Source organism: Marinomonas aquiplantarum (genome assembly GCF_003314975.1).
Taxonomy (GTDB): domain Bacteria; phylum Pseudomonadota; class Gammaproteobacteria; order Pseudomonadales; family Marinomonadaceae; genus Marinomonas; species Marinomonas aquiplantarum.
On the sequence record NZ_QNRF01000006.1, the window covers coordinates 99,265 to 125,139 of the forward strand.

The window sequence follows — 25,875 nt, forward strand, 5'->3', positions numbered from 1 at the left end:
CAAAAGCGACGCATCAAGTGCGCCGCTTTATTACTACTTAATCTTCTGCTGCGTCGGGCTCTTCTGCCGCCGCGGCTTGATTATCGGCCTCTGGTGCCTGTAGTTCATCATCCTCGTCATCAGCATCTTCGTCTTCTTCAACACGAACGACACCCACTAGGTGTTCGTCATTGGTTAAACGAATCAATGTCACACCTTGGGTATTACGCCCTTGGCAAGACACTTCACCAACACGAGTTCGAACCAAAGTCCCCTGATCCGTGATCAACATGATTTCATCGGTTTCCTCTACCTGAGTCGCACCAACCACTGGACCGTTACGATCAGAGACCTGGATACCGATAACACCTTGACCACCACGACCGTAAACTGGGAAGTCTTCAACCAAAGTACGTTTTCCGTAACCATTCTCACAAGCCATCAGCACAGCAGTACCTTCTTGCGGAACGATAAGAGACACTACTTTCGCATCTTCACCTAGGCGAATACCACGAACACCAGCAGCTGTACGGCCCATCGGGCGCACATCACTCTCAGAGAAACGAATGGTTTTACCTGAGCTCGAAACCAACATAATGTCGTTCTCACCCGTCGTTTGCGCCACACCAACTAAGGCGTCAGTTTCGTCTAAATTCAGCGCAATCAGACCAGTAGAACGTGGACGAGCAAAGTGCTCCATCGCCGTTTTCTTCACCGTACCGTTAGCCGTTGCCATAAAGATATAGCTGCTTGCCTCTTGTACTTCCTCTTCTTCATCAGAATCGGATTTTTCAGGTGCGGTTAATGGCAATAGCGCAGAAACATGTTCGCCTTCGGCCAATGGCAACAAATTCACAATCGGACGACCTTTCGAAGAACGACTGGCCACCGGAATTTCAAACACACGCAACCAGTACACTTTACCGAAGTTGGTAAACAGCATCACAGTGTCATGACTGCTGGTTACCAATAGGTGATTAATGTGATCTTCTTCTTTCATTGCCGATGCAGACTTACCACGACCACCACGACGCTGAGCTTTATATTCCTCAAGCGGTTGTGACTTGGCATAACCCGTATCCGAGATGGTCACCACCATAGGCGCTTCATCAATCAAATCCGCAATGGTCAGATCTTGGCGAGACGTAAGGATTTCAGTACGACGAGCGTCACCGAACATTTCACGCACATCTTCCAATTCTTCACGAATCACTTCCATCAAGCGATCTGGGTTAGATAGGATTTCCAGCAACTCACCGATCAAATCAATTAATGCACGGTATTCGTCCATTAATTTTTCATGTTCTAGACCAGTCAAACGGTGCAAACGCAAATCCAGAATGGCTTGTGCCTGCTCAGGTGACAAATGGTAAGTACCATCAACAAAACCAAACTCTGGCGACAAGTCATCAGGACGACACGCATCCGAACCAGCTCGTTCAAGCATTGCCATGACGTTACCTGGCTGCCATGACTCGGCAACCAACTTCTCTTTGGCTTCTGCGGAAGTAGGTGAGTTTCGGATCAACTCGATCACGCGATCGATATTCGCTAACGCTACCGCCAAACCTTCTAAGATATGGCCACGCTCACGCGCTTTACGCAATTCAAAAATAGTTCGACGAGTCACTACTTCACGGCGATGCTTAACGAAACATTCTAAAATCTGTTTCAAATTAAGCAGCTGTGGACGACCATCAACCAAGGCCACCATATTCATACCGAATACAGACTGCAATTGAGTTTGAGTAAAGATATTGTTTACAACTACGTCTGGGTTCTCACCACGGCGCAATTCAATCACGATACGCATACCGTCTTTGTCAGACTCATCGCGCAATTCGCTAATGCCTTCAATTTTCTTTTCTTTTACCAGTTCTGCAATCTTCTCAATCACTTTAGCTTTATTTAACTGGTAAGGAATTTCAGTAAAGACGATGGCTTGGCGATTGCCTTTTTCCATGTCTTCAAAGTGATGGCGAGCACGCATGTAAATACGGCCACGACCTGTTTTGTAGGCTTCAATGATGCCAGCACGGCCATTAATAAAGGCCCCTGTTGGAAAATCAGGTCCTGGAATATGTTCGATCAACTCATCAATAGTGATGTCATTATTGTCAATGACAGCCAAGCAACCATCAATCACTTCGCCTAAGTTGTGTGGTGGGATATTAGTGGCCATACCAACGGCGATACCCGCTGAGCCATTGACCAAAAGTCCAGGCACGCGAGCCGGCAAGACTTCAGGCATAAACTCTGTACCGTCGTAGTTAGGTACAAAGTCGACCGTTTCCTTTTCCAAGTCCATGAGAAGATGATGAGAAATCTTCTCCATACGGATCTCGGTGTAACGCATCGCTGCGGCACTATCACCATCAACCGAACCAAAGTTACCTTGGCCATCGACTAGGGTGTAACGCATGGAAAATGGTTGCGCCATACGGACTATCGTATCGTAAACTGCAGAGTCACCATGAGGGTGATATTTACCGATTACGTCACCAACGATACGCGCTGATTTTTTATACGGTTTATTCCAATCATTTTTAAGTTCATTCATCGCAAATAGAACGCGACGGTGAACAGGTTTCAACCCATCTCGTACATCTGGTAATGCGCGACCCACGATAACACTCATCGCGTAATCGAGATAAGACCCTTTAAGTTCATTCTCGATACTGACGGGAATAATTTCTTTGGCTAATTCACCCATAGATACAATCGATCCTTATGCCTCGTAAGCCCGAAGGGCTTCCTAATATCTTTTTTATAAGCGCCGCATTATACCACAAGGAAATAAATAACACCCCTTCCAGCAAGATGTTTTGTTGCCTATTCGTGTAATTATGATCTCACTGCAATTTTGCTCCGTAAAATTCTTTGTCCGGGGGCAAAATCTTGGCCATGAAAAGTGCAAAATAAGAATTGTTATTGGTCACCATAAAGTCTTAACGCTATACTTATCTTAATGACCACAGGCGGTCTTTTTTTCGCACCCTTGACCGCCACAACAACCTGAGTCCAACCCACCGGACGTATCAATCATCCAATGTATATAAGGCATATCCATGACAACGAATACTCAACAAACCAACGTCGATCTAGATGAAGTTGCCAAATTTGAAGCACTGGCCAGCCGTTGGTGGGACACAGAAAATGAATTCAAACCTTTACACGACATCAACCCACTGCGCACCAACTACATAAATGAACGTGCTGGGTTAGAAGGCAAAAAAGTCATCGACATCGGCTGCGGCGGCGGCATTCTATCTGAAGCCATGGCCAAACATGGCGCTCAAGTAAAAGGCATCGACATGGGCGAAGCACCGCTTGCGGTGGCCAAACTTCATCGCGAAGAATCAAATTTAGACATTGATTATGAACGCATTACAGCAGAAGAAATTGCCGACCGAGAAGCTGAACAATACGACGTTGTAACTTGCCTAGAAATGCTTGAACACGTTCCAGACCCAGCATCTGTCATTCGTGCCTGTATGAAACTGGTCAAACCAGGTGGTCATGTATTCTTCTCAACCATCAATCGCAACCCGAAAGCCTATTTGTTTGCCATCATTGGTGCTGAATACATTCTCAACATGCTACCAAAAGGGACTCATGACTACGCCAAATTCATTCAGCCAGCGGAATTAAACAGCTTCGCACGCGAGGCTGGATTAGAAGTTCAGCACATGACAGGCATGACCTACAACCCACTAACCAAAGTCTATAAGCTCACTGATAAAGACGTGTCGGTTAACTATTTAATGCACACCCAAAAACCCATCGCCTAACACAAGGCATAAGGAGGAGATATGTTCGATTATCAAGCCCCAAGCCAACTACTATCAGGCAAAATTATTTTAGTCACAGGCGCAGGAGACGGCATAGGTAAAGCCGCCTCCCTTGCTTACGCTAAGCATGGCGCTACGGTGATTCTATTGGGCCGCACAACCAAGAAACTAGAAGCGGTTTATGACGAAATTGAACGTCAGGGTTACCCACAAGCCGCCATCGTACCACTCAATCTGGATGGCGCTTCCGAGCATGAATACTTAGAACTGGCCAACACCTTAAAAAGTGAATTTGGCCAGCTTGATGGCATTTTACACAACGCCAGTTTATTGGGAGACAGAGCCGAACTGAAACACTACGACCCAACTCTGTTTGAACAGGTCATGCGCGTCAATGTCATGAGCCAACTCATGCTAACGCAAGCCCTTTTTCCATTGCTAGAGCAATCACCAGCGGCTTCCATTATCTTTACGTCTTCCGGAGTCGGCCGTACCGCGAAGCCCAAATGGGGCGCTTACGCCGTTTCTAAATTTGCGACCGAAGCCATGATGGGACTGTTTGCCAGTGAACTGAGCGACAGCAACCCTAACATCCGCGCCAACGCCATTAACCCTGGCGCCACTAGAACTGCCATGCGCGCTTCGGCTTATCCGGATGAAGACCCTCAAACCCTCGCAACGGCCGACGACATCATGCCGCTTTATCTGTATCTAATGGGTAAAGACAGCCTGACAATCAATGGCCAATCCATCAATGCACAATAAATAATTCGTAATTTCAGCAATGGGGGCGCACTCCCCCATTGCGTCCATTCAGCGGCATCAGTTAATCTGAACTCATGATTAAAGCCGTAACCATCCTTTGCTGCCTATTTAGCCTTTCTTTTAGTTGTGTTCTATTTTCAGCACAAGAAACCATTCCGTCTGAAATACAAGTTGATGTCGCTCAAGCAACAACACCTACTACTGACAACACTTCAAACACCAGCACAGACACACCGAAGAACCAGACACGAACACAAGAAACCACCCCAACAGACACAAACACAACTACAAAAAACCAAGCTACTAACCTGACCACCAAGCATCACTTAATTGGTGAAATCGAAGCAATCCCACATAAAAGCCGCACCGACCAGAGCCAATACCACTTCATCACTCTGTCCAATGGACTCAAAGTCACCCTCGTTAGCGACCCACAAGCAGAGAAGTTTGCCGCCTCTCTTTCTGTTAAGGTCGGCAGCTTCCAGGACCCTAACCAACAACTCGGGCTTGCCCACTTATTGGAACACATGTTGTTTCTGGGCACCGAAAAATACCCAGAGTCTGGCGACTACCAATATTTCATACATGACAACGCGGGAACGCACAATGCCTACACGAGCACAGACAACACCAACTACTTTTTTGACGTAAAACCGTCTGCTTATGAAGGCGCTCTCGACAGATTTTCACAATTCTTCACCGCCCCGCTGTTTAGCGAATCATTAACTCAGAGGGAAAAAAATGCCGTTGACGCAGAATACAAAGCCAAAATAAAAACAGACAGTCGTCGCAATAACCAAGCACTCAAGACGCTCATCAACTCAGAACACCCCTATAGCCGCTTTACGGTAGGCAATTTAAAAACACTCAAAGACAGACCCAATCAACCTTTGAGAGAACAGGTAATGAATTTATATGAGCAACATTATTATGCTGAAAACATGGCTTTAGTGTTGGTCGCCAATCTAGGTCATGAGCAATTGGCAGACCTAGCACAACACTATTTTTCAGATATTCCACAACACCCAAGCAAACCTTACCAAGATCAGACTTATCCAGACCTAATTAAAAGCGACTTAGCGTCACCAAAACTTCAGTTTGTGCGCTCACTATCTGATCGCAACAGCATTCGTTTTTACTACCAAATCCCAGCACAAGGGCAGAATTACAAAACCCAACCTACGCGCTACCTGTCATACATTTTGGGCAACGAAAACAAGCAGTCTCTCTACTCAACCTTAAAATCAGAGGATCTCATCACCAGCATCTCAGCCTCGACGAGCAATGATTACGGTCACAACGCCTTTTTCACAGTAAACATCAATCTAACCAACAAAGGCATGAAAGAAATAAACGATGTCACGAGACATTTTTTCGCCACCATTAGCCTACTTAAATCCTCTCCAGTTAACCCCATGTACCTAGAGGAAGGACTAAAACTAAGTCGCTTGATGTTTAACAACCAAAGCTATGTCACCCCCATTCGTTTGGCCCGCTCGCTCTCATCCCGCATGCTAAAGGTCAACATCAGCGACTTACTTGGCAGTTACAGAATTGAGAACACCGCCGCACAAGCAGAAGTTCAAGCGCTTTTAAAACAACTAACACCGAATAATCTACTGATACAAATCGCCAGCCAACAAACCTTCCCCGAAGATTGGGCTGCCGAACCCTCTCATTGGCAGGAAGAGCCTTGGTATCAAACCCAATACACTAATCATCATTTCAGCCAAGCCTTGTTAGACATGATGACCTTAGCGGTAAAAAGCACCTTCGTTAGCCTTCCGCAAAAAAATCTTTTCATCCCTAATAGCCTTGAAGTTATAGAGGAAGCGGACGACAAACCGACGGTGGTATTTGAAGAATCAGGCTTCCGTTTCTGGCATAAATCCGATCCGAGCTTTAACAAACCAACAGCGATGAATTTTTTGGCCATCCGCTTTGATCATGCCGGCGATACCGCCAAACACATGCTCGCCAATCGATTATGGACACGATTGTTTAATGCCAGCATCAGTGAAGCCACCTACTCACCCTATGTTGCGGGTTTGGGCTACAGCTTCTACCCACACGCAAATGGCGTCACCCTGCGCACTAATGGCTATTCTGACAAACAAGGCGAATACTTAACCTGGCTAGTCGACCAGCTCTTTCTTTATCGCCCTAATCGAGAAAAGTTCGAACAAGCCAAACAACAATTAGCAAAAGATTTTAAGAATCAACAAAATCGCCAAGCGTTTCGTATTGCGAATACCGCCTTCAACACCCTCATCACCAAAAACAGTTTCACCACCAAAGCCCTAGAGCAAGCTTTACAGGCCTTATCCTTTAGCGACTATGAACACTTTACCAAACGAGCCAGAGAGAGCTTTAACATAGTCGGTTACAGTACTGGCAACATTACCAAAGCAAGTTCCCAAAAACTCGCTGACACCTTATACCAGCGCTTTATTGGACGCCTAATTGAACGCACTCCCGTCAAAATAGAAACCAAGCGCATTTTGCCACAGCAAAAACTTCACGCAGCATTCGCCTCCAGCAGCGATGACAGCGTCATTCTATACACCCTCATTGACACCAGCCATCAAAGTCAGGACGAATCCCCTACCACAATCGCTCAGAAGTGCTATTTCACCTTATTAAATACATTATTAAAGAGTGCGTTCTACCAAGAACTGAGAACAGAAAAACAAATGGGCTACATTGTCGGCACGCAAAATTTAAGCATCCGCAATACCCCCATCTTAGGTTTGCTGGTGCAATCACCAAACAAAGATAATTTAACCCTAATCAGAGCCATTGAAAGCTTTTTGGATGAACAGGAAATTAAGCTAAAAAACCTAACGGACGAAGCTTTCCAAGCGGCGAAAAACGCCATGTTGGCAAAGGCAATCCGAGAAGCAAAAAACCTAAGTGAAAACGCGCTAAAAGAGTGGCCTCAAATCGCTAAATCCGAGCCTAATTTTAAAACCAAAGAAGAATGGATTGACGCCATAGAGCAGATCAAAAAAGAAGATTTTGTTCGTTTTATAAAGCAGAAAATAGAATCCGATCAGACCACTCGCATCATTGTGCACAACAAAGCCTTTCCAGATGAACTAACGGGTGATCAACCCATCTGGCAAGAAACCTCAGCCACCAATCAGAGCCTCTAATTTCTTCTGCTTAGATTGCAACGATTCGCCTGACTTTCCAGAAGGAATTGGTGAAACACCTTGCCCAATTGGTGAGAAGTCGCCCACTTCAGGCTTAACATCTTCGGCCGACACGGTGTCACCACGCTCATTTAAGAGGCCGATTTCAGGCATCATACGTAACCTTCTTTCCTCAATTTCTTCCGGTACATTCCCTGTAAATAAGACCGTAAAGGGGGCGTCTTTGGTTCGTTGATTCACCTCATCGTAAATTTCTTGCTCACGCTGAGCGATGGCATTTTCTTCCAAGTAGGATGCTTCGGAAGCATTAGAAGACACCACGACATTTGGCTTACGCTCTTGCGAGGTTTTATCAACCGGAATAATCGACACTTCCTCTTTTGAACTGAGAACAACTTGATGTTCAGCCCGAATCACTTGATTGCCATAAATAATTTCCACAGGTTGGCGCTCAACTGTTTGCGCCAAAACAGCCGAAGAAAAAACACACAACACATAACAAACTGGCTTCATAGTCTTACCAAGCAAATCCAATAACCACACTATAAGAGATATACCCAAAATAAAAAAGGAGTTCAGATTACCTCTGAACTCCTTTTATCGGAATGCCTCTCAATAGCTTGAGTCGATTACAGTGTAATCACCTCAAAATCCGCTACCGGATTCACATCCGCTTCATAATCCACACCGTCGATTCCAAAACCAAACAACTTCAAGAACTCGTCTTTGTAAAGTTGGTAATCGGTTTTCGCAAACAAGTTCTCATCATTCACTTGTGGCCAAAGGTCACGACAAGCCTGCTGCACGTCATCTCGCAATTCCCAATCATCCAAACGCAGACGATTGGCATCATCAGTAAGCTCTGCAGGGTTATGGTTATTAAACAAACGTTCTGCGAACATGCGATAGATCTGATCCATGCAACCTTCATGGAGACCTTTTTCACGCATCACCTTGAACACCATAGCTAGATACAATGGCATAACCGGGATCGCGGAAGACGCTTGAGTGACCACAGACTTAAGAACCGCCACATTTGCCCCACCTTTCAAGGCAGACAATTGTGTGTTGATGGCAGCAGAAGCACGATCCAAATCTTCTTTCGCTTTACCTAGGGCGCCATGCCAGTAGATAGGCCAAGTGATGTCAGAACCAATGTAAGAGTAAGCAACAGTGCGAACACCTTCTGCTAATACGCCCGCTTCCTGAAGCGCCGACATCCACAATTCCCAATCTTCACCACCCATTACGGTAGTAGTTGCTGCGATCTCTTCTTCGGTTGCTGGCTCAATTTCCGCCTCAATAATGACATCTTTGTTAGTATCAATGGCAGTAGAACGGTATGGCTGACCAATCGGCTTCAACACAGAACGAACCACTTCGCCTGTTTCAGGTAATTTACGAACTGGCGACGCCAATGAGTAAACCACCATATCAATTTGACCAAGGTCTTCCTTGATCAACTCAATCACTTTGTCACGAGCTTCGTTAGAGAATGCATCGCCATTGATGCTTTTCGCATACAGGCCTTCTTCTTTCGCTGCTTTATCGAATGCTGCCGCATTGTACCAACCAGCTGTGCCTGGCTTTTTCTCTGTCCCAGGTTTTTCAAAGAAAACACCAATGGTGGCAGCACCTGAACCAAACGCGGCAGCAATACGTGAAGAAAGACCATAACCACTAGAAGAACCAATCACGAGTACTTTTTTAGGGCCATTTTCAATAGCGCCATTTTTCTTTGTAAGCGCAATCTGCTCTCTTACATTTTGCTCACAGCCCACTGGATGAGTCGTTGTACAAATAAATCCACGAATTTTTGGTTTAATGATCATAGTATTTTCTCAACATCATGTTTTGCTTACGTCTTGCCTGACAATCCCTTCAAATGAGACAGGCAACACAAATGTGACCGCCATGATACAATAGCCGAAACAATATGTCCTGATTCTCGTTTAAATACAGAATCAAAAACTTCCTCCGTCGACATTGAAGAGATTCAAGTGCAAGTATTAGTGATTGGCTATGTTTGGCCAGAACCCAACTCCTCTGCTGCAGGCAGTCGCATGATGCAATTACTGCAGAGCTTCTACAATCAAGCGTGGCACATTACCTTTGCTAGCCCTGCACAACTCAGCGACCACATGGCCGACCTCAGCCAACTCAACATTCAACAAGACCAAATCGAACTCAACAGCGATACCTTTGACCAGTATATAGCTGACAAAAAACCAGACATTGTCATCTTCGATCGATTCATGATGGAAGAACAATTTGGCTGGCGTGTGGAAAAGTTCAGTCCAGAGTCACTGCGCGTACTAAACACAGAAGATCTGCATTCGCTCAGACAAGCCCGACACAATGCACTGAAAGCACAACGTGAATTTCAACTAACCGATCTGTACAGCGAACAAGGCATACGAGAAATCGCTGCCATACACCGCTGTGATTTAACTCTGATGATTTCGGAGTTTGAAACCCAGCTATTAAAAGACAAGTTTCATGTGCCTGAGACGCACCTAATGCATTTGCCGTTTATGCTGGACACACCAACCAAAGTCGAAGAACTCGTTGCATTTGACCAACGCCAACACTTCATCAGCATAGGCAATTTTCGCCACGCGCCAAATTGGGATGCGGTACTGCAATTAAAAACGGAAATTTGGCCCAAGATACGTCAAAGGCTACCACAGGCTGAACTGCATATTTACGGGGCTTACCCGCCCCCTAAAGCGACCCAACTGCACAACCCCAAACAAGGATTTCATATCAAAGGGTGGGCAGAAGACGCCAAAAAAGTAATGGCAAGCGCTCGGATCTGCTTAGCGCCGTTGCGCTTTGGCGCAGGTATTAAAGGTAAACTAGTCGAAGCCATGGAAGTCGGAACCCCGAGCATTACCACTCCTATTGGCGCTGAATCCATGCATGGTGAATGGCCTTGGAACGGCATCATTACAGATGATATGGATGAGTTTATTCATGCTGCCGTGTCGCTCTATGAAGACCAACAAAGCTGGCAACTGATGCAGAAAAATGGTTTGCAGATTTTACAAGCTCGCTACCAAGCCAGTGAATGGGAAAGCAAATTAATCAATCGATTAACGCGGCAAATACAGCTCAAAAACCCACTTCGCCAACAACATTTCTTAGGCTTAATGCTCAGACATCACAGCCTAAAAAGTACGCAATATATGTCACAATGGATTGAGTTGAAGAACAAACAGGAGTAATCACTAAAAAGTGTGATTAGGATTGACTGACAAATTGGCTGGCCGCTTCTCGCTCGCGCACCTTTTCCATCACCGCTTGCTGAGACGCGACATCCATTCGCCCCCATTGGCTAATTTCATGGCCAGTGCGATAACAACCAACGCACACATCGTCTTCATTTAGAAAACAAACATTGACGCACGGGGATGGCACCTTATTTTCATGATGATCCATTGGTGTCTCCAGCCAATACAGGAAAAACCGACACCTCACTCAAGAAGCAAGGTGCCTAATCAATTAATATTCTGCGTTATGATAAACACGCTGAACATCGTCTAAGTCATTCAGCAAATCTAGGAAACGATCAAACTGCTCAACCTCTTCGCCTGAGATTTCCGTCATGTTTTGCGCCACGAATTGAATTTCGTCAACGTCAAATTCAATCTCGCCAAACGCATCTGTTAAGGCGGCCTTTGCTTTAGCGTATTCTGTGTTTGGCGCAAATACTGTGACTTTACCATCTTCCAACTCGATGTCGGTCACATCCACGTCAGCCATCATCAAAGCTTCCAGTACGGCTTCTTCATCATCACCGTTGAAGACAAAAATGGCACTGTGATCAAACATGTGACTCACACTACCCTGACCACCGATCTTACACTTTACCTTGTTGAAACAAGTACGCACATCACCAAAGGTACGATTTGGGTTATCTGACAGACAGTCCACAATGACCATGGTGTTGCCAGGTCCAAAGCCTTCATATCGCGCCGTATCAAAATCTTCTCCGCCGCCACCTTTGGCCTTATCAATTGCTTTATCGATAACGTGGGTTGGCACCTGATCTTTTTTCGCGCGATCAATCAATGAACGCAACGCAAGGTTGCCATTTGGATCAATACCACCGGACTTGGCACAAACATAAATTTCACGGCCGTATTTACTGTAAACCTTGGCTTTTTGGTCAGAAGTTTTTGCCATGGACTCTTTGCGATTCTGAAAGGCTCTGCCCATTACTTATTCCTATTGATTACCCATTTAAAAGAAAGATTCTAACTCGTACCACCGGAAGAAGGAACTCCAATAACAGGATAAAACACTCACTCTATGGAGGCTAATCGGTCGTCGAGTCAGAATCACTTACGACTTGCTAGACGTTAGCAAGTCGTCAAATTGCTTATCTTTTTGCAACCACAATGCATTAACCCATTGCTGAAAATGGTGCCGATAGTCAGCATCATTCTGGTAGTCACCCAGTAAATTCAAATCGATTGGCATGGTACGAACGTGCACCTTAATCTCTTTAACCTTACCTGACAGATACTGAAAAAAGCTCGGAGCTCCGTTGGGATAAACAATGGTCACATCAATTAATTGGTGCAACTTGCCATCCATTGCATTTAATGCAAACGACAAACCACCCGCTTTGGGTGACAACAAATGCTTAAACGGACTGTTTTGTTGCTGATGTTTCTCGGCGGTGAAACGTGTTCCTTCTAGGAAATTCATGATGGACACTGGAAAATGCTGAAATTTTTCACACGCTTTTTTGGTTACTTCAATGTCTTTGCCTTTTAACTCCGGACGCTTCTTTAACAGTGCTGGGCTATAGCGCTTCATAAAAGGAAACTCTAATGCCCACCATGCCAATCCGATAAAAGGCACCCAGATCAATTCTTTCTTTAGAAAGAATTTAATAAAGGGAATACGACGATTAAACAAACGCTGTAAGACCAAGATATCCACCCATGATTGATGGTTGGCAACCAGCATATACCAGTCTTTTTCGAGCAACGTTTGCTGTCCTGACACCGCAATATGAGATCGACCTAAATAACGTTGATTAACGTTATTTACCCCAATCCAAAAGGTGGCAATGTGATCTAATAATAAATTCAAACGGGCTCGAATCGACGCGATCGGTAAAAGACACTTCAGGATTGCCAAAAACATCACCGGCAAGAAACAAAACAAGGTATTTAACACGATCAAAGAAAGGGAAATGACTGCTCGAACAGCAGGTAATTTGGGCATTATCGTAACTCTATTGGAATAATTTTTGCGCATAATACTAAAGCTAGTGGCAGAATGGAAATCCTCATTATTTACACGTCTGACAAGTAGCCAAGTTTTGCTAAGAAACTGTATAGTAAACATACGATTAGCGTATTTATAAAATATTAGCTTGGTATAAGACCCGTTCTCATATCGTCTTCACCCATTTCCTGCGATGCTTTGCTGGATAATAAATAGGAATTCAAGCTCAACCATGACTGCATTTAAAGGCTTAAAGATTCGACACAAGCTCTTTGCCGTTTTTGTTCTTAGTAACATTTTATTGATTGTTTCCATGTGGCAAGTATTTCAGTGGAGTTTCGATCGAGGCTTTGTTTCCTATGCAACAGAACGAGACCGAGATTTCCTAGAGCAAATGGCCAATCGTACAGCCAACCTATATATCTACTATGATGATTGGTACTTCTTGGTACAAGAAAGTCGTATGGAAAGAGAATGGCATAAAGCCAAATTAGAGAACCTACGCGATCTTGTGCCACCACCAAGCACACCAAATTTGGACCTTATTTATCCATCACAATATTATCGCCAACGTTTTTTACTGTTTGATCTACAGAAACGTCCTATCATCGGTTCCACGCCTTTTGCCAGCGCAGAGACCCACGCGGTAAAAGTCGATGACAGAGTGGTTGGTTATGTCGGTTTGAGGTCCATTCGTGAACTCGTTCAGGACCAAACCCTGCGTTTTGTTAAACAACAAGGCGAAGCTTTCTTATTAATTTCAGCTTTCATGCTGGCCATTGCCGCCTTGCTCACATGGCCTTTGGCACAGTGGTTGAGTCGCCCTCTTTGCTCTATGCGAATGGCGACTAAAAAACTTTCCGCTGGTCGTTTCGATACCCGTATTGAAGTAAAAGGAACCGATGAATTAGCGGACCTAAGTTGCGACTTTAATCACCTAGCCTGCACCTTAGAAAATACTCGCGAAGCTCGCAAACGCTGGGTAGCCGATACGGCTCACGAACTAAGAACCCCGGTCGCGATTTTACGTGGCGAAATCGAAGCCATGCAGGATGGCATCATCAAGGTAACACCTGAAAGCTTGGCGTCTTTGCAACACGAAACTATCCACATCACTCGTTTGATTGACGATCTAAACCAGCTGTCTATGCATGACGTGGGCAGTTTGAACTATGATATGGAAGAACTAGAACTAAACGACATCGTTGAGCAAGCGGTACAAACAATGACCTTTCCATTCAATGAAGCCGGACTGGAAATTGAGTTTGAAGATTTAGAGAGCAAACCCATTAAAATGACGGGAGACGCGGATCGTTTGCATCAACTTTTCTCGAATTTAATCAATAACTCACTAAAATACACAAATGCCCCAGGAAAACTGAAAGTTAGCCTATCGAAACAAAGTAAAAAAGCCGTTATTCTATTTGAAGACAGTGCACCTGGCGTAAGCGAAGAAGAGAAAGAACGAATCTTCGAGCAGTTTTATCGTATTGAAAATTCACGCAACCGAGCCACTGGCGGGCGCGGTTTAGGTCTTGCCATTTGCACCAACATTGTGAATGGTCACCAAGGTAAAATTAACGCCTACCATTCTCCAATTGGCGGTTTAGGCATAAAAATAGAACTCCCTTTAAACTGATATGGAACGAGTAACACTATGAGCAAGATTCTGATTATTGAAGATGAACCAAAATTAGCGGAGTTGATGGGAGCTTACCTAGAGCAAGCAGGATACGAACATCATCACCTTGACCGTGGCGACGTGGCGGTCAATTACATTAAAAACAATCAGGTTGACCTGATCCTTCTTGACCTAATGTTACCAGGCTTAGACGGCGTTGAAATCTGTAAACAAGTACGTCAATTCAGTGGCGTTCCGATAATCATGGTCACAGCGAAAGCCGAAGAAATTGACCGTCTAATCGGTCTTGAAATGGGCGCAGATGATTACGTTTGCAAACCTTTCAGCCCTCGTGAAATTGTTGCCCGTGTGAAAGCCAACTTGCGTCGTGTTGAACTTGACCAAGAAGAATCACCTCGCACGGATGGATTTGACCTTGATGTGGATCGCCTTCGTGCAACTTACAAAGGTGAATTGATCGACCTAACAACCGTTGAGTTCCAATTGCTTCAGTTACTGATCAAAGAACCTGGACGAGTGTTTGGCCGCGACCTCATTATGAAGAGCATCTATGCCGACAGCCGTGTGGTAAGTGACCGTACAATCGATAGCCACATTAAGAAATTGCGTAAGAAGATCTCCGCTGTGGCGCCAGAGCTTAACGTAATTCACTCTGTTTATGGTGCGGGTTACCGTTTCGAAAACAACGACTAAGCCACACCAAAATAACCAGTAAAAGGGACATAAGTTGGACAACTTTTTAGACGTATTGGCATTCTCGTTTTCCATTACTATGCCAATATTCTTAATCTTGGCATTGGGGATCATTCTCTATCGAGTTCGCATCATCAATGACAATTTTATCGATACTGCGTCTAAACTGGTGTTCAACGTCACTTTACCCGCCTTACTCTTTATCAGTATTTCCAAAACCAGCCTAACCAGTGAAACTGACTTTTCACTGGTTATTTATGCCATGCTGGCTGTGGTCGTCACCTACATTGCCCTTGAACTGATCATGCCTATTTGGATCAAAGACAAAGCAGAGCGTGCGGTACTGGTTCAAGGAGCCTTTCGCTCCAACATGGGCATCATAGGCCTGGCCTACTGCGTCAATGCCTATGGCGATACAGTATTCGCCGTGGCCTCCGTGTATTTGGGCGGCGTTACCGTATTATTCAATATCTTGTCAGTCATTGGTTTAACTCGTGGTCTCGGCGGCAGTACCAATTTCAAAGGCATCTTTAAAGGCATTGCAAAAAACCCGTTGATCATCGCCATCGTTGCCGCCTTTGTGTTTTCTATTTTTGGACTTCATCTTCCGGCGACTTTACACAAAGCCGGTGACTACTTTGCGCAAATGACATTACCACTCGCATTGCTCTGTGCAGGTGCCTCATTAAGCTTCAGTTCCATGCGTAAGGATTTATTTGGCGCTGTACTCTCCTCCATCGGCAAACTCATTTTCATTCCTATTGTACTGACCTTCGGTGGCTATTTATTAGGGTATCGCGGCATGGAGCTTGGGGTACTTTTCCTAATGTCTTCAGCACCCAGTGCGTCCGCCAGTTATATTATGGTGAGAGCGATGAACGGTAATTCCACTCTTGCTGCGAACATCATTGTTATCACCACACTGGCTTCCTTGATTACCACCAGCATTGGCGTTACCTTGTTACGCAGTTTGGCACTTATCTAACGCGACGGACTGCAACCTAAGTAAGATGGGTGCTGGTAAAAATCACCGCCACAGTAAATAGAGCCTTTTCTTGATCGCATTATTTCAAAAGCACAGACTGTCGTTTGTCAGCCTAGGGCTGGCTAGCATGGCATTGCTGTTTTTCATCGTAAACAAGTTAGCCTATCAGGTTCTCATTATCGAAAAGCATAACGAAGGCCAAGATAGACTACTGGACTACGTCATTGAATTACGTAATGAGCTTAAAAACTATCAGATTCTCCCTTATGCCCTAGCGGATAATCCAACCCTGTTAGCTTTTATGCAAGACCCAAATGAACAAGCGATAAAGCAACAAATGCAGCGACAGCTTGAAGACTTAACACACGTCTCTAAAACCCAAGACTGGTTTATCCTATCCGCCAAAGGGGAGGAAATGCTGTCCAGTGAACAATCTCTTAACTTTGAGCTAGAAGACTATTTTAACCTTGCTGACCTAAGTGACACTCTTAAAGAATATCAGGGAGAATACCTGCTTATTTCGGGTTACAGCCCCACTGCGTTTCAGTCTGCGCATTTGGCCCTGTCACCGGTTTACAGTCAAACCGGCAAACTGTCCGGAGCCATTGCCGTCAAAATCAATGTCAATGATTTGATTGAACGCTGGAATCTACTGGATGACCTGGTGTTCATGACAGATCAAAACGATCTGGTGTTTGTCGCCAATAAACTTAACCGCGTCATCACCAGCGACTGGCTTAATAGCCCCAAAGCCATTCAATTTCTTGATCACACTAACGCCAAAACCTATCGCCTAAACGATCAGCACTACTTATTACAAGACGTGTTACTGGACGATTTAAAATGGCAAATTCATTATCTTTCGAGCTTAAACAACATACAAAAAACAGCGCATAACATGGCTTGGGTGAGCTTAGGCTTTTTCACTTTACTCTTTGTATTCTGGCTGTATCGACGAGAAAGATCACTGAAAATTGCGTCTAAGTTAGAAAACCAACATCTCATTGCCAACAGTGTCTTACAACAACGGGTGCTTATCGAAAACACCCACGTCGGCTTACTACTGCTCACCAACCAAGGTCACATTTCCTTTGTTAACCCAATGGGTAAACGTTACTTTGGTGAACACCACCCACTTATCTCACACAATCTAATGACTCTTTTACCAGAGCGCGCTGAGAACCAAACCGCGCGGCGCTTTCTAAGCGCGCTGAGTAGCGGCGACATTCATAACAACGAAGACCTGCTCGAACAAGAAGTGATTCTTCAAAAGCATGATGGCACTACTTTTCCGGCGCTGCTGTCTGTTTCTCCTTTGCAATGGGATCACTCATTAGGTTATCTGGTCACCCTACTCAATATCAGCAAACGTAAAAGAGCCGAACTCAGTTTGCTTGAAGCCAATGCCAGACTCGAAGATAGGGTGCTGGAACGAACTCAAGCCCTACAAGTCGCGCAAAAAGAACTTCTTAGAACGGAAAAATTGGCAGCGATCGGCCAAATGTCTACCGCCATTGCTCATGAGCTTAATCAACCCTTAACAGGCATTCGTACCCTCACCTACACCGCTGAATTGCTGTTAAAACGACAAGACTCCGAACAAGCGCTCAAGGTCATCTCGGACCTAGAGTCATTGGTGGTGAGAATGCAAAAGCTCACTAGCGAGTTAAAGGTCTTTGCTTATCGTCGACCAGAACAACTAGCACCGACCTCCATTCGCCAGTGCTTTCAAAAAGCACTCCACCATCTAGGCGAAGAAGCGCACGGCCTCACCCATCAGTTACACAGCCATGAAAATGACTTAGTCTTAGCTGAGCCAAGCCGTCTTGAACAGATTTTCACTAATTTAATCAGCAACAGTCTTCAAGCCTGTGCCGAGGTCAACATCACGCCCGCCATCGACATTTCATTAAGTTCCGATGACGGCTACATAGAGATGCAGTTTAAAGACAATGGCCCTGGTATTGAGAAAGACAAACTAGCACACATATTCGAACCTTTTTTCACCACCAAACCCATTGGCAAGGGCTTAGGCTTGGGGATGGCAATCAGCGCCAACCTAGCTAAAGACATGAATGGTAAGTTGCAAGCAAGTTATAATGATGCGGCAGAATTGGTTTTCCGATTACGTTTATTAAAGGCATAAAATGCAAAACGACATTTCTTCAATTGAAATATGGTTGCTCGATGACGACGAGATAGTACGCTCCACAACAGCTCAGTGGCTAAGACTCTCTGATTATGAGGTCAGAGAGTTCCACCAAGCGCAAACTTTGCTTGATCAATTTCAAGCTGATCAAGCTTGTATTGTGGTCAGCGACATTCGTATGTCACCAATGGATGGCCTGACGTTAATGAATCAATGTCTTGCACAAGATCCTTCATTACCCTTTATTTTAATCACTGGGCACGGAGATATTGATACGGCCGTCAATGCTCTGCGCGATGGGGCTTTTGACTTCCTCGAAAAACCATTCGACCCGAATCGCTTAATCCAGACCGTTGAAAAAGCCAAACAAGCTCGAAAAACACAGTTACAGATGGCTAATCAAAGCCAATACCTCGGTGATTTGCATGGCTTAGAAGAGTCTATTATTGGCCAAGACGAACAGATTGTGCGGGTACGACATCAAATTCAAACCTTTGCTAACATTGATGCCCATGTGATTGTCTATGGTAAAACCGGGTGCGGTAAAGAATTGGTCGCGAAAGCATTACACGATGCCAGCCCTCGCCGAGAAAAACCTTTTGTCGCCATTAACTGCGCCGCAATACCAGCCGATTTATTTGAAAGTGAACTCTTCGGTCATGAAGCGGGGGCTTTCACCAGTGCCCACAAACAACGCATTGGCAAACTGGAATTAGCCAGTGGCGGCACGCTCTTTCTTGATGAAATTGAAAGCATGCCCCTTGCGATGCAAATTAAACTGCTGCGCGTATTACAAGAGAACCAAGTCGAACGCATTGGCAGTAACCACACCATCAGCATTAACCTTCGAGTCGTAGCAGCAGCGAAACAAGATTTACAAAACACTGCCGACTTTCGACAAGACTTATTCTTTCGCTTAAATGTGTCGCAAATACACTTACCCGAACTCAGACATAGGGGCTCAGATATTCCCTTACTCTTCGAACATTTTTGCCGAGAGGCCATTGAACAAAGAGGCGGCGAATTTAGGCCTCTCAGCCCAATTGACCTGGAGACTTTGACACTTTATGGCTGGCCTGGAAACGTTCGAGAGTTGAGAAACGTTGCCCTACGCTATGCCCTTGAAGCCAATACCAGTATTGCTAAAATTTTGGCGGGTTACCAAGCACAAGAACAGATCGACACACAAACCCCATTACCCTTGAGCGTCAAAGTACAAGAATATGAGCGCAGTTTGATCGAAGCCAGCCTGAATCAACAAGAAGGCAATATCCAACAAGTATTAGAACAGCTGCAACTACCAAGACGAACCTTAAACCAAAAGATGCAAAAATACGGTCTTAACAGGGCAGATTATTTAAAATAACCTTCGCTTTTTAGGCTTTTTGGGCCAGTCATGGAGGAAAGATATCAGCCCCTGAAAATTTATATAAAATATTTAATGAGAATCACTTGCATTCATTTAAAAAAACCTCTTTAATGATAACCATTATCAAGTTAGAGGCGCAAAGAGATGCAAGTTCACATGCAAGATATTTACGACAACCAAGGACAGGTAAAAGAACCTGTTGCTGATGTCTTATCTGGGCATAAGCATCTATTGTCTTTGCTACCGAATTTAACCTTGTTGAATCACCACATACAGGCTCAACAAGACGTAACCTTGGAAGAAGAAGCTCAGGCTGGGTTGTACTTTTCATTTCTTGGAACGCAGGCCATTCGTACCGTTGAAGACATTCAATCCGTACAAATACGTTACCAAGCAAGCCCAATTAGCGGTCATTTCGAGATGGCAAAAGGCCAGCAGCAAAGTCTACTGCAAATTCGCATTAGCCCAAATTTATTGGCTTCTGTATTGGGTGAAACGGAAGATCAAATCATTCAGCATTTTTCTTCTATGCAAAAAGCCTTATCAGATAATGGCATGACGATCAGCCTTCCTATGACCACTAAAACAAAACAGATCATTGCACCTGTGTTGGCTCATAACGGTCACTCCATTAGCCTTGCGGGTCATATTTATTCGGTTATTTTCACCTTAATTGAGCAGTTACAAATGCTCAGTCATCTTTCTCGCTGTGAAGATTGTCAGAGTAAATTGTTCCATGCTCAAAACCTGATTGAAGCACCAGAACACGACAAGATTACGGTTCAAAAACTGGCAACGTTAACCGGTTTAAACACTGAAGCTTTGATGATTGGTTTCTATTTGGTTGTCGGGCAATCAATTGAAAGCTATTGCACTCAAAGCAAGATAAAATACGCTGCAGCGAGATTAAGACAAGATCCAACAGCGAAATCTCACATCGTGGCAGAAAGTGGCTTTTCTGAAGATCAATTTGAAGCGGCTTTTATTAAACATTTTGGCGTCAGTAGTCATCATTACGGCCAAATCCATTAAGAAATAGGAATAGATTACAAAATGGCTCAAGCATCAATAGCCCTGATTTACGGTACTGATACCAATAACACCGAAGAAGTCGGACACAAGATTGCAAAACAATGGGAAGAACTGGGTGAACAGGTTGATATCTTCAACATCAAAGACATTGAAGTCAGCCAGTTACAAGAATACGCCACTTTAATACTTGGCATCCCAACATGGGATTTTGGCGGTATCCAATCTGACTGGGAAGACATTGAAGATCAGCTTACTGAACTTTCTCTTGAGAACACTACCGTTGCCTTATACGGCTTAGGTGACCAATTTGGTTACGGAGATTATTTTGTGGATGCGATGGGCTGGTTGTATGAAAAACTATTGCCAACCAAAGCCACTTTCATTGGCCAATGGTCAACGGAAGGTTACGAGTTTGAAGCATCGCGAGCTTGTGTTGAAAATAAGGAAAGTTTCATTGGTCTCGCCATTGACGAAGACCAACAATTTGAACTCACTGACGAACGCATTGAGCAGTGGGTTATCCAGCTTTACGCTGAAAGAGCTGTGGAGGCCGCATAATAACCAACTGACTGGCCATTGATATTAAGTAAACGACTCAATTTGGATTCCCACACATTCGCTGCCCCGAATGCCCAAATTTTACTTAGTAGCAATGAGGTTATTATACGACTTGCTCTTCGTTGCGTAAAGAACGTGGCTACCTCTCCTTTCTCTCCTGCTTGGAGGTAGCCACGTATTTATTTCTCGGCTTGAATGACCGTAATAATATGTATACTTAAGCCTAACCTTAGTCTACATACATAAATAAATCAGACATCCCGTCAAATACACTCGCTCTCACCTTCTCCGATCAGCTCGTTCAAGCTTTTGGTTATCTTAATTCAATAATTTCGTTATCATGTTGAACACTTCTGATTTTAAGACCTCTATTATGAATCTGCAGCTAACCGACATCATCATCGTTCTTATATTCGCCAGCATGGTCTATGCTTGGTGGCGTAACATCGCCATTCGAGAACAAGCAACACTAGCGGTTAAACAACATTGCGAGTCCTATCACTTACAATTGCTAGACCAAAGCGTTGCCGGTATAAAATGGTGGCCTTGCTGGCATCAGGGTAATTTGATGATTAAGCGAGTGTATAAATTTGAATTCAGCTCATCCGGTATCGCCAGGTACACTGGTACCATTACCTTCATTGGCAAACAGCAAACTAAAATTTGGCTTAGCCCACACGATATTTAAGTAAACTTAAGCTATCGACAAAGCATAGTTTTTTTCTGCTAACCTCTTAATTCTCAAGGTAAAGCCATTGAAAATGGCTCACAGCGATTAAAATGCAATTTTCTTGCTTAAAAAGCGCTTAATATGATTGCATTCATGGTAAATCAAGCAATAATATACTTTAGTAACTTTTGTTTACATTTTCCTAATAGTGATCTGACCGAATCATGAGGTACAAAAACAAGCAAAAGTGAAGAAATGATCTAAACGATTATTTCATCAATAAATAATAATAAATGCAGGATTTCATATGTTGGCAAATCTAAGTTTTCGCACCAAGTTACTCTCTCTCTTGATAGCAGCAGTTCTTGGCTTTGTGGTAGTTACCGCCGTCGCATTGCAGGGATTAAATGTTCAAGAGACATCCTCATCACAATTTGACCGACTCACCACAGTCGATAAAGATCTCTCCTCCCTCACCATTACTTTAATGGAAGAATACGAATCACTTTCCAGCATTGATGATTCAAGCTTTGATGCGTTTATCGCAACACTTGATACAAATTACGAAAATTTCACCGTAATTCTGAACAAAGATCTTGAACTGCTTCAAGATGAAGGTGCCAAAGAAAACCTTACTCAAATTGCCGCCTCTTTGGATCTTTACAACACAGCGTTAAAACAGCTGGTCATTCAGAAACAAAAAGTAGGGTTTAATGGTACTTCTGGTTTAAAAGGTTCCATCTCCAGCTTAGGCGAGACAGTGACGGAAGAAATTTCATTCCTAAGCTTGGTTAAGCAAGAATTCCTACCTGTACGTGAAGCAGAAAAAAACTACATATTCGAACCAAATGCAGAAAACAAACAAGTTTTCATGGAACGATATGAGAAGTTCTTTAAACGTGTTACCAACTTTGGTCTTGAAGAACGCTTTGGCGAAGTCATCAATCAATACTTCACTGCCGTCGAAAATTTTGATACCGAAAACCAAACACTTAGCCAAATGCAAAATGCTTTCGGCACCGCTAAAAAGAACTTCAGCGAAACCCGTTTAGCAGCCGCTAATTATATGCAACAAGCGGTTACAGAAGCTCGTCAGCAAGCCTCAGCAAGCTCCCAGCAAGCCAGTATTAGCGTCATCATTGTAAGTATTGCTGTCGCGATTATTGCTGCATTAATGATGGCCAGCATTGGTAGCAACGTGAAAAAAACCCTAAACCAAATCATCTCAGATTTGGGCAAGGTGAAAAGCGGCGACTTAACAGCACGCTTAACAGTGAATAACAAACGTAATGATGAGTTTGATTCGTTGTGTAGCTCAGTGAATGAAATGACCACAGGTTTAGGGACCGTTATTGGCGATGTTGTCACGACGACTCGAGACGTCAGTGGCATGGTCACAGAACTGAACACCTCAGTGACAAGCATTGCTCAAAGCAACCGTTCTGTGAGCGAGCAGACCAACTCTCTTGCGGCTGCGACAGAAGAAATCTCAACGACGATTTCGAGCATTTCCCACACCACAGAGGATCTGAGCTCACAATCTCAAAATACGTATGAGTCAGCTAAATTAGGCGCTGAAACCATCAATGGCGCGATTTCTAATCTATCAACGACGATCCAAGTTGTGAACAAGACCAGCGAGCAGCTAAACGAACTTGGTCAATTGTCAAAAGACATTGATAATGTAATTGCGATGATCAACGACTTGGCTAACCAAACAAACTTGCTTGCCTTGAACGCTGCCATTGAAGCGGCTCGTGCGGGTGAAGCCGGCCGAGGTTTCTCGGTTGTTGCTGATGAAGTACGCTCATTGGCAGAGAAAACCGTCGATGCCACAGCCAAAATCACAGACATTGTTAGCACTATTCAGTCGTCTACTCAAAATGCCATTGAAACCATGAAGAATGGTCAAGAGAACCTGCATGCCATCGAAGACTTCAGTGAAAAAGCGGAACTGGCTATTCGTGAAATCGAGCAAAATGCGCAAACCAGCTCTTCTTCTTCTGTTGAAATGGCACGTTCTATCCAAGAGGTGGCTAAAACAGCCATTCATATGAGCGAAGAAATGGATAAGATTGCACAACAACTGCAACGTGATAATAACTTCATCAACAGCATTGAAGGCAACACCAGAGACATCCATAACCAGGTTTCTAGCCTAGACAGTAAGACAAGTGTTTTTACCACGAAATAATGCTGAGCTAACCTAACGCTCTCTATAGCAACAAAAAAACCGGCCAGTGGCCGGTTTTTTTATGTGCGCTTTAAGAGCAACAAGTAGAAGGCATTATCCTCTACTAATCCCCCTTATTAGAATACCTCTCTGATTACAGAGCAGCGAATTCTTTCTCCCAGCGCTTAGTTTCTTTCTTAGATGGTCCACCAAGTGCATTCACTGCTGTACGCATACGAGCTCGAGAAATGTCTGAACCCAAAATAGCCATGGCATCAAAAACCGATACCGACGCTGTCGTACCTGAAATAGCGACAAATAAAGGCGCAAAGAAATCTTTTGGCTTGATGTCCATAGCTTGCGCCAAAGACTTCATTTCGTTAAAGATGTTGTCTTTTTCCCACTTGTTTAGCGCTTCCAAGCGCCATAAAGCAAATTGCATGGCTTTACGCAGGTTTTCTTCTTCCATCTTGATGCTAGCAAAGTCTTCTTTGGTCAATGGCAGTAAACCTTTCAAGAAGAAGCCAGCCACATCGGCCACGTCCGAGAAAGTTTCTACTCGTGGCATCACCAAAGGTAAGATTTTCATCAAGTATTCAGGATTCAACGCCCATTCTACATACTTCTGCGCGAAGCTTTCTGGGGTTAGGTCTTCGCGAATCCACATGCCGTTCAACCAGCTTAGCTTTTCAACATCAAATACCGGACCGCCAAGGGAAACACGCTGAATGTCGAAATGCTCAATCATGTCATCCAACGAGAACTTTTCACGCTCATCCGGCATAGACCAACCCATACGACCTAGGTAGTTGATCACGGCTTCTGCCATGTAACCCATGCGTTGGTAGTACAAAATACTGGTCGGATTTTTACGCTTAGACAGCTTGGACTTATCAGGGTTACGCAACAACGGCATGTGGCATAAGGTTGGCATGTCCCAACCGAAGTATTGATACAGCAAAATGTGTTTAGGTGCTGAATTGATCCATTCCTCACCACGAATCACGTGAGTAATCTGCATCAAATGATCGTCTACAACATTCGCTAGGTGGTACGTTGGCATACCATCGGCTTTTAACAACACTTGCATGTCGACTTGAGCCCAGTCAATTTCAATGGTGCCGCGCAACATGTCTTGTACCACACACACGCCTTCTTCTGGTACTTTCATACGAATGACGTATGGCACACCAGCATCTAGCTTGGCTTGTACTTCTTCCTCAGACAGCAGCAATGCTCGACCATCGTACTTTTGCGGCAAGCCTTGTTCTTTTTGCTCAGCGCGCATTTGATCCAGCTCTTCCGGTGTTTCAAAAGCATAAAACGCATGGCCTTTTTCGACTAACTCACGTGCATATTGACCATAAATATCACCGCGCTCACTTTGACGATAAGGGCCGTATTCACCCCCAACGTCTGGACCTTCAGCCCAATCTAATCCCAACCAACGCAAAGCGTCGAGAATCATTTTTTCTGATTCAGGCGTACTACGAGTCTGGTCGGTGTCTTCAATACGCAAAATAAACTTACCGCCCATTTTGCGTGCAAACGCCATATTAAATAATGCAATATAAGCCGTACCAACATGAGGATCACCCGTTGGTGACGGGGCAATACGTGTTCTTACCTCAGACATAATGTTCTCAATTATCCGCTTTCTACAAAGATGG

At 44.3% G+C, this 25,875-nt stretch carries 20 protein-coding genes; 13 read left to right on the forward strand and 7 right to left on the reverse strand.

The genetic code is table 11. The features are described from left to right. Window positions 1-37: 37 nt before the first annotated feature. Window positions 38-2,692 (reverse strand): DNA gyrase subunit A, encoded by a 2,655-nt coding sequence (gene gyrA / locus DFP76_RS12345; RefSeq protein ID WP_113874942.1) that lies wholly within the window; start codon window positions 2,690-2,692, stop codon window positions 38-40. A gap of 355 nt (window positions 2,693-3,047) precedes the next feature. Here gyrA and ubiG point away from each other — a divergent pair, with 355 nt between their 5' ends. From ubiG to DFP76_RS12360, 3 genes are all read left to right on the forward strand, one after another. Continuing rightward, window positions 3,048-3,770, forward strand: a complete 723-nt coding sequence (gene ubiG, locus DFP76_RS12350; RefSeq protein ID WP_113874943.1) for a bifunctional 2-polyprenyl-6-hydroxyphenol methylase/3-demethylubiquinol 3-O-methyltransferase UbiG — start codon at window positions 3,048-3,050, stop codon at window positions 3,768-3,770. 21 nt (window positions 3,771-3,791) lie between these two features. Then, window positions 3,792-4,535 carry a YciK family oxidoreductase gene (locus DFP76_RS12355; protein WP_113874944.1) on the forward strand — a complete coding sequence of 248 codons (744 nt, stop codon included), beginning with the start codon at window positions 3,792-3,794 and terminating at the stop codon, window positions 4,533-4,535. 74 nt (window positions 4,536-4,609) lie between these two features. Next, window positions 4,610-7,690: an insulinase family protein gene (locus DFP76_RS12360; protein ID WP_113874945.1), complete on the forward strand. Its 3,081-nt coding sequence runs from the start codon at window positions 4,610-4,612 to the stop codon at window positions 7,688-7,690. On the opposite strand, the gene DFP76_RS12365 is transcribed toward DFP76_RS12360, so the two are convergent. Both DFP76_RS12365 and fabV read right to left on the reverse strand, forming a co-directional pair. Beyond that, a complete protein-coding gene (locus tag DFP76_RS12365) occupies window positions 7,667-8,203 on the reverse strand; it encodes a hypothetical protein (RefSeq protein ID WP_113874946.1) in 537 nt (178 codons plus the stop codon). The genes DFP76_RS12360 and DFP76_RS12365 overlap by 24 nt on opposite strands. Before the next feature lie 116 nt (window positions 8,204-8,319). Beyond that, window positions 8,320-9,522, reverse strand: coding sequence for an enoyl-ACP reductase FabV (fabV, locus tag DFP76_RS12370; protein ID WP_113874947.1), 1,203 nt, complete (start codon window positions 9,520-9,522; stop codon window positions 8,320-8,322). Window positions 9,523-9,690: 168 nt separating this feature from the next. Between fabV and DFP76_RS12375 the strand changes: the two genes are divergently transcribed. Then, window positions 9,691-10,917: a glycosyltransferase gene (locus tag DFP76_RS12375; protein WP_113874948.1), complete on the forward strand. Its 1,227-nt coding sequence runs from the start codon at window positions 9,691-9,693 to the stop codon at window positions 10,915-10,917. A 16-nt stretch (window positions 10,918-10,933) separates the two neighbouring features. On the opposite strand, the gene DFP76_RS12380 is transcribed toward DFP76_RS12375, so the two are convergent. The 3 genes from DFP76_RS12380 to DFP76_RS12390 all read right to left on the reverse strand — a co-directional run bounded on the left by DFP76_RS12380 (window position 10,934) and on the right by DFP76_RS12390 (window position 12,931). Then, window positions 10,934-11,131: a DUF1289 domain-containing protein gene (locus DFP76_RS12380; RefSeq protein WP_113874949.1), complete on the reverse strand. Its 198-nt coding sequence runs from the start codon at window positions 11,129-11,131 to the stop codon at window positions 10,934-10,936. A gap of 63 nt (window positions 11,132-11,194) precedes the next feature. Next, window positions 11,195-11,911, reverse strand: a complete 717-nt coding sequence (locus DFP76_RS12385) for a YebC/PmpR family DNA-binding transcriptional regulator (protein ID WP_113874950.1) — start codon at window positions 11,909-11,911, stop codon at window positions 11,195-11,197. A gap of 126 nt (window positions 11,912-12,037) precedes the next feature. Further along, on the reverse strand, window positions 12,038-12,931 hold the full coding sequence (locus DFP76_RS12390) for an acyltransferase (RefSeq protein WP_113874951.1): 894 nt from the start codon (window positions 12,929-12,931) through the stop codon (window positions 12,038-12,040). A 235-nt stretch (window positions 12,932-13,166) separates the two neighbouring features. On the opposite strand from DFP76_RS12390, the gene DFP76_RS12395 reads away from it, so the two are divergent. The 9 genes from DFP76_RS12395 to DFP76_RS12435 all read left to right on the forward strand — a co-directional run bounded on the left by DFP76_RS12395 (window position 13,167) and on the right by DFP76_RS12435 (window position 24,226). Beyond that, window positions 13,167-14,573 carry an ATP-binding protein gene (locus DFP76_RS12395; RefSeq protein WP_113874952.1) on the forward strand — a complete coding sequence of 469 codons (1,407 nt, stop codon included), beginning with the start codon at window positions 13,167-13,169 and terminating at the stop codon, window positions 14,571-14,573. An 18-nt stretch (window positions 14,574-14,591) separates the two neighbouring features. Next, complete coding sequence (locus DFP76_RS12400; protein WP_063331850.1) at window positions 14,592-15,269, forward strand: response regulator; 678 nt, start codon at window positions 14,592-14,594, stop codon at window positions 15,267-15,269. Between the two features lie 34 nt (window positions 15,270-15,303). Beyond that, complete coding sequence (locus DFP76_RS12405; RefSeq protein ID WP_113874953.1) at window positions 15,304-16,254, forward strand: AEC family transporter; 951 nt, start codon at window positions 15,304-15,306, stop codon at window positions 16,252-16,254. 70 nt (window positions 16,255-16,324) lie between these two features. Beyond that, window positions 16,325-18,400, forward strand: a complete 2,076-nt coding sequence (locus DFP76_RS12410; protein WP_245931932.1) for an ATP-binding protein — start codon at window positions 16,325-16,327, stop codon at window positions 18,398-18,400. Between the two features lies 1 nt (window position 18,401). After that, complete coding sequence (locus DFP76_RS12415) at window positions 18,402-19,769, forward strand: sigma-54-dependent transcriptional regulator (protein WP_113874954.1); 1,368 nt, start codon at window positions 18,402-18,404, stop codon at window positions 19,767-19,769. A 147-nt stretch (window positions 19,770-19,916) separates the two neighbouring features. Next, a complete protein-coding gene (locus tag DFP76_RS12420) occupies window positions 19,917-20,804 on the forward strand; it encodes a helix-turn-helix transcriptional regulator (protein ID WP_113874955.1) in 888 nt (295 codons plus the stop codon). Window positions 20,805-20,825: 21 nt separating this feature from the next. Further along, on the forward strand, window positions 20,826-21,362 hold the full coding sequence (locus DFP76_RS12425; protein ID WP_113874956.1) for a flavodoxin: 537 nt from the start codon (window positions 20,826-20,828) through the stop codon (window positions 21,360-21,362). A 373-nt stretch (window positions 21,363-21,735) separates the two neighbouring features. Next, window positions 21,736-22,050, forward strand: a complete 315-nt coding sequence (locus tag DFP76_RS12430) for a DUF3301 domain-containing protein (RefSeq protein ID WP_113874957.1) — start codon at window positions 21,736-21,738, stop codon at window positions 22,048-22,050. Between the two features lie 289 nt (window positions 22,051-22,339). Next, window positions 22,340-24,226: a methyl-accepting chemotaxis protein gene (locus DFP76_RS12435; RefSeq protein ID WP_113874958.1), complete on the forward strand. Its 1,887-nt coding sequence runs from the start codon at window positions 22,340-22,342 to the stop codon at window positions 24,224-24,226. A 133-nt stretch (window positions 24,227-24,359) separates the two neighbouring features. On the opposite strand, the gene gltX is transcribed toward DFP76_RS12435, so the two are convergent. Next, window positions 24,360-25,841, reverse strand: coding sequence for a glutamate--tRNA ligase (gene gltX / locus DFP76_RS12440; protein WP_113874959.1), 1,482 nt, complete (start codon window positions 25,839-25,841; stop codon window positions 24,360-24,362). Window positions 25,842-25,875 lie beyond the last annotated feature (34 nt).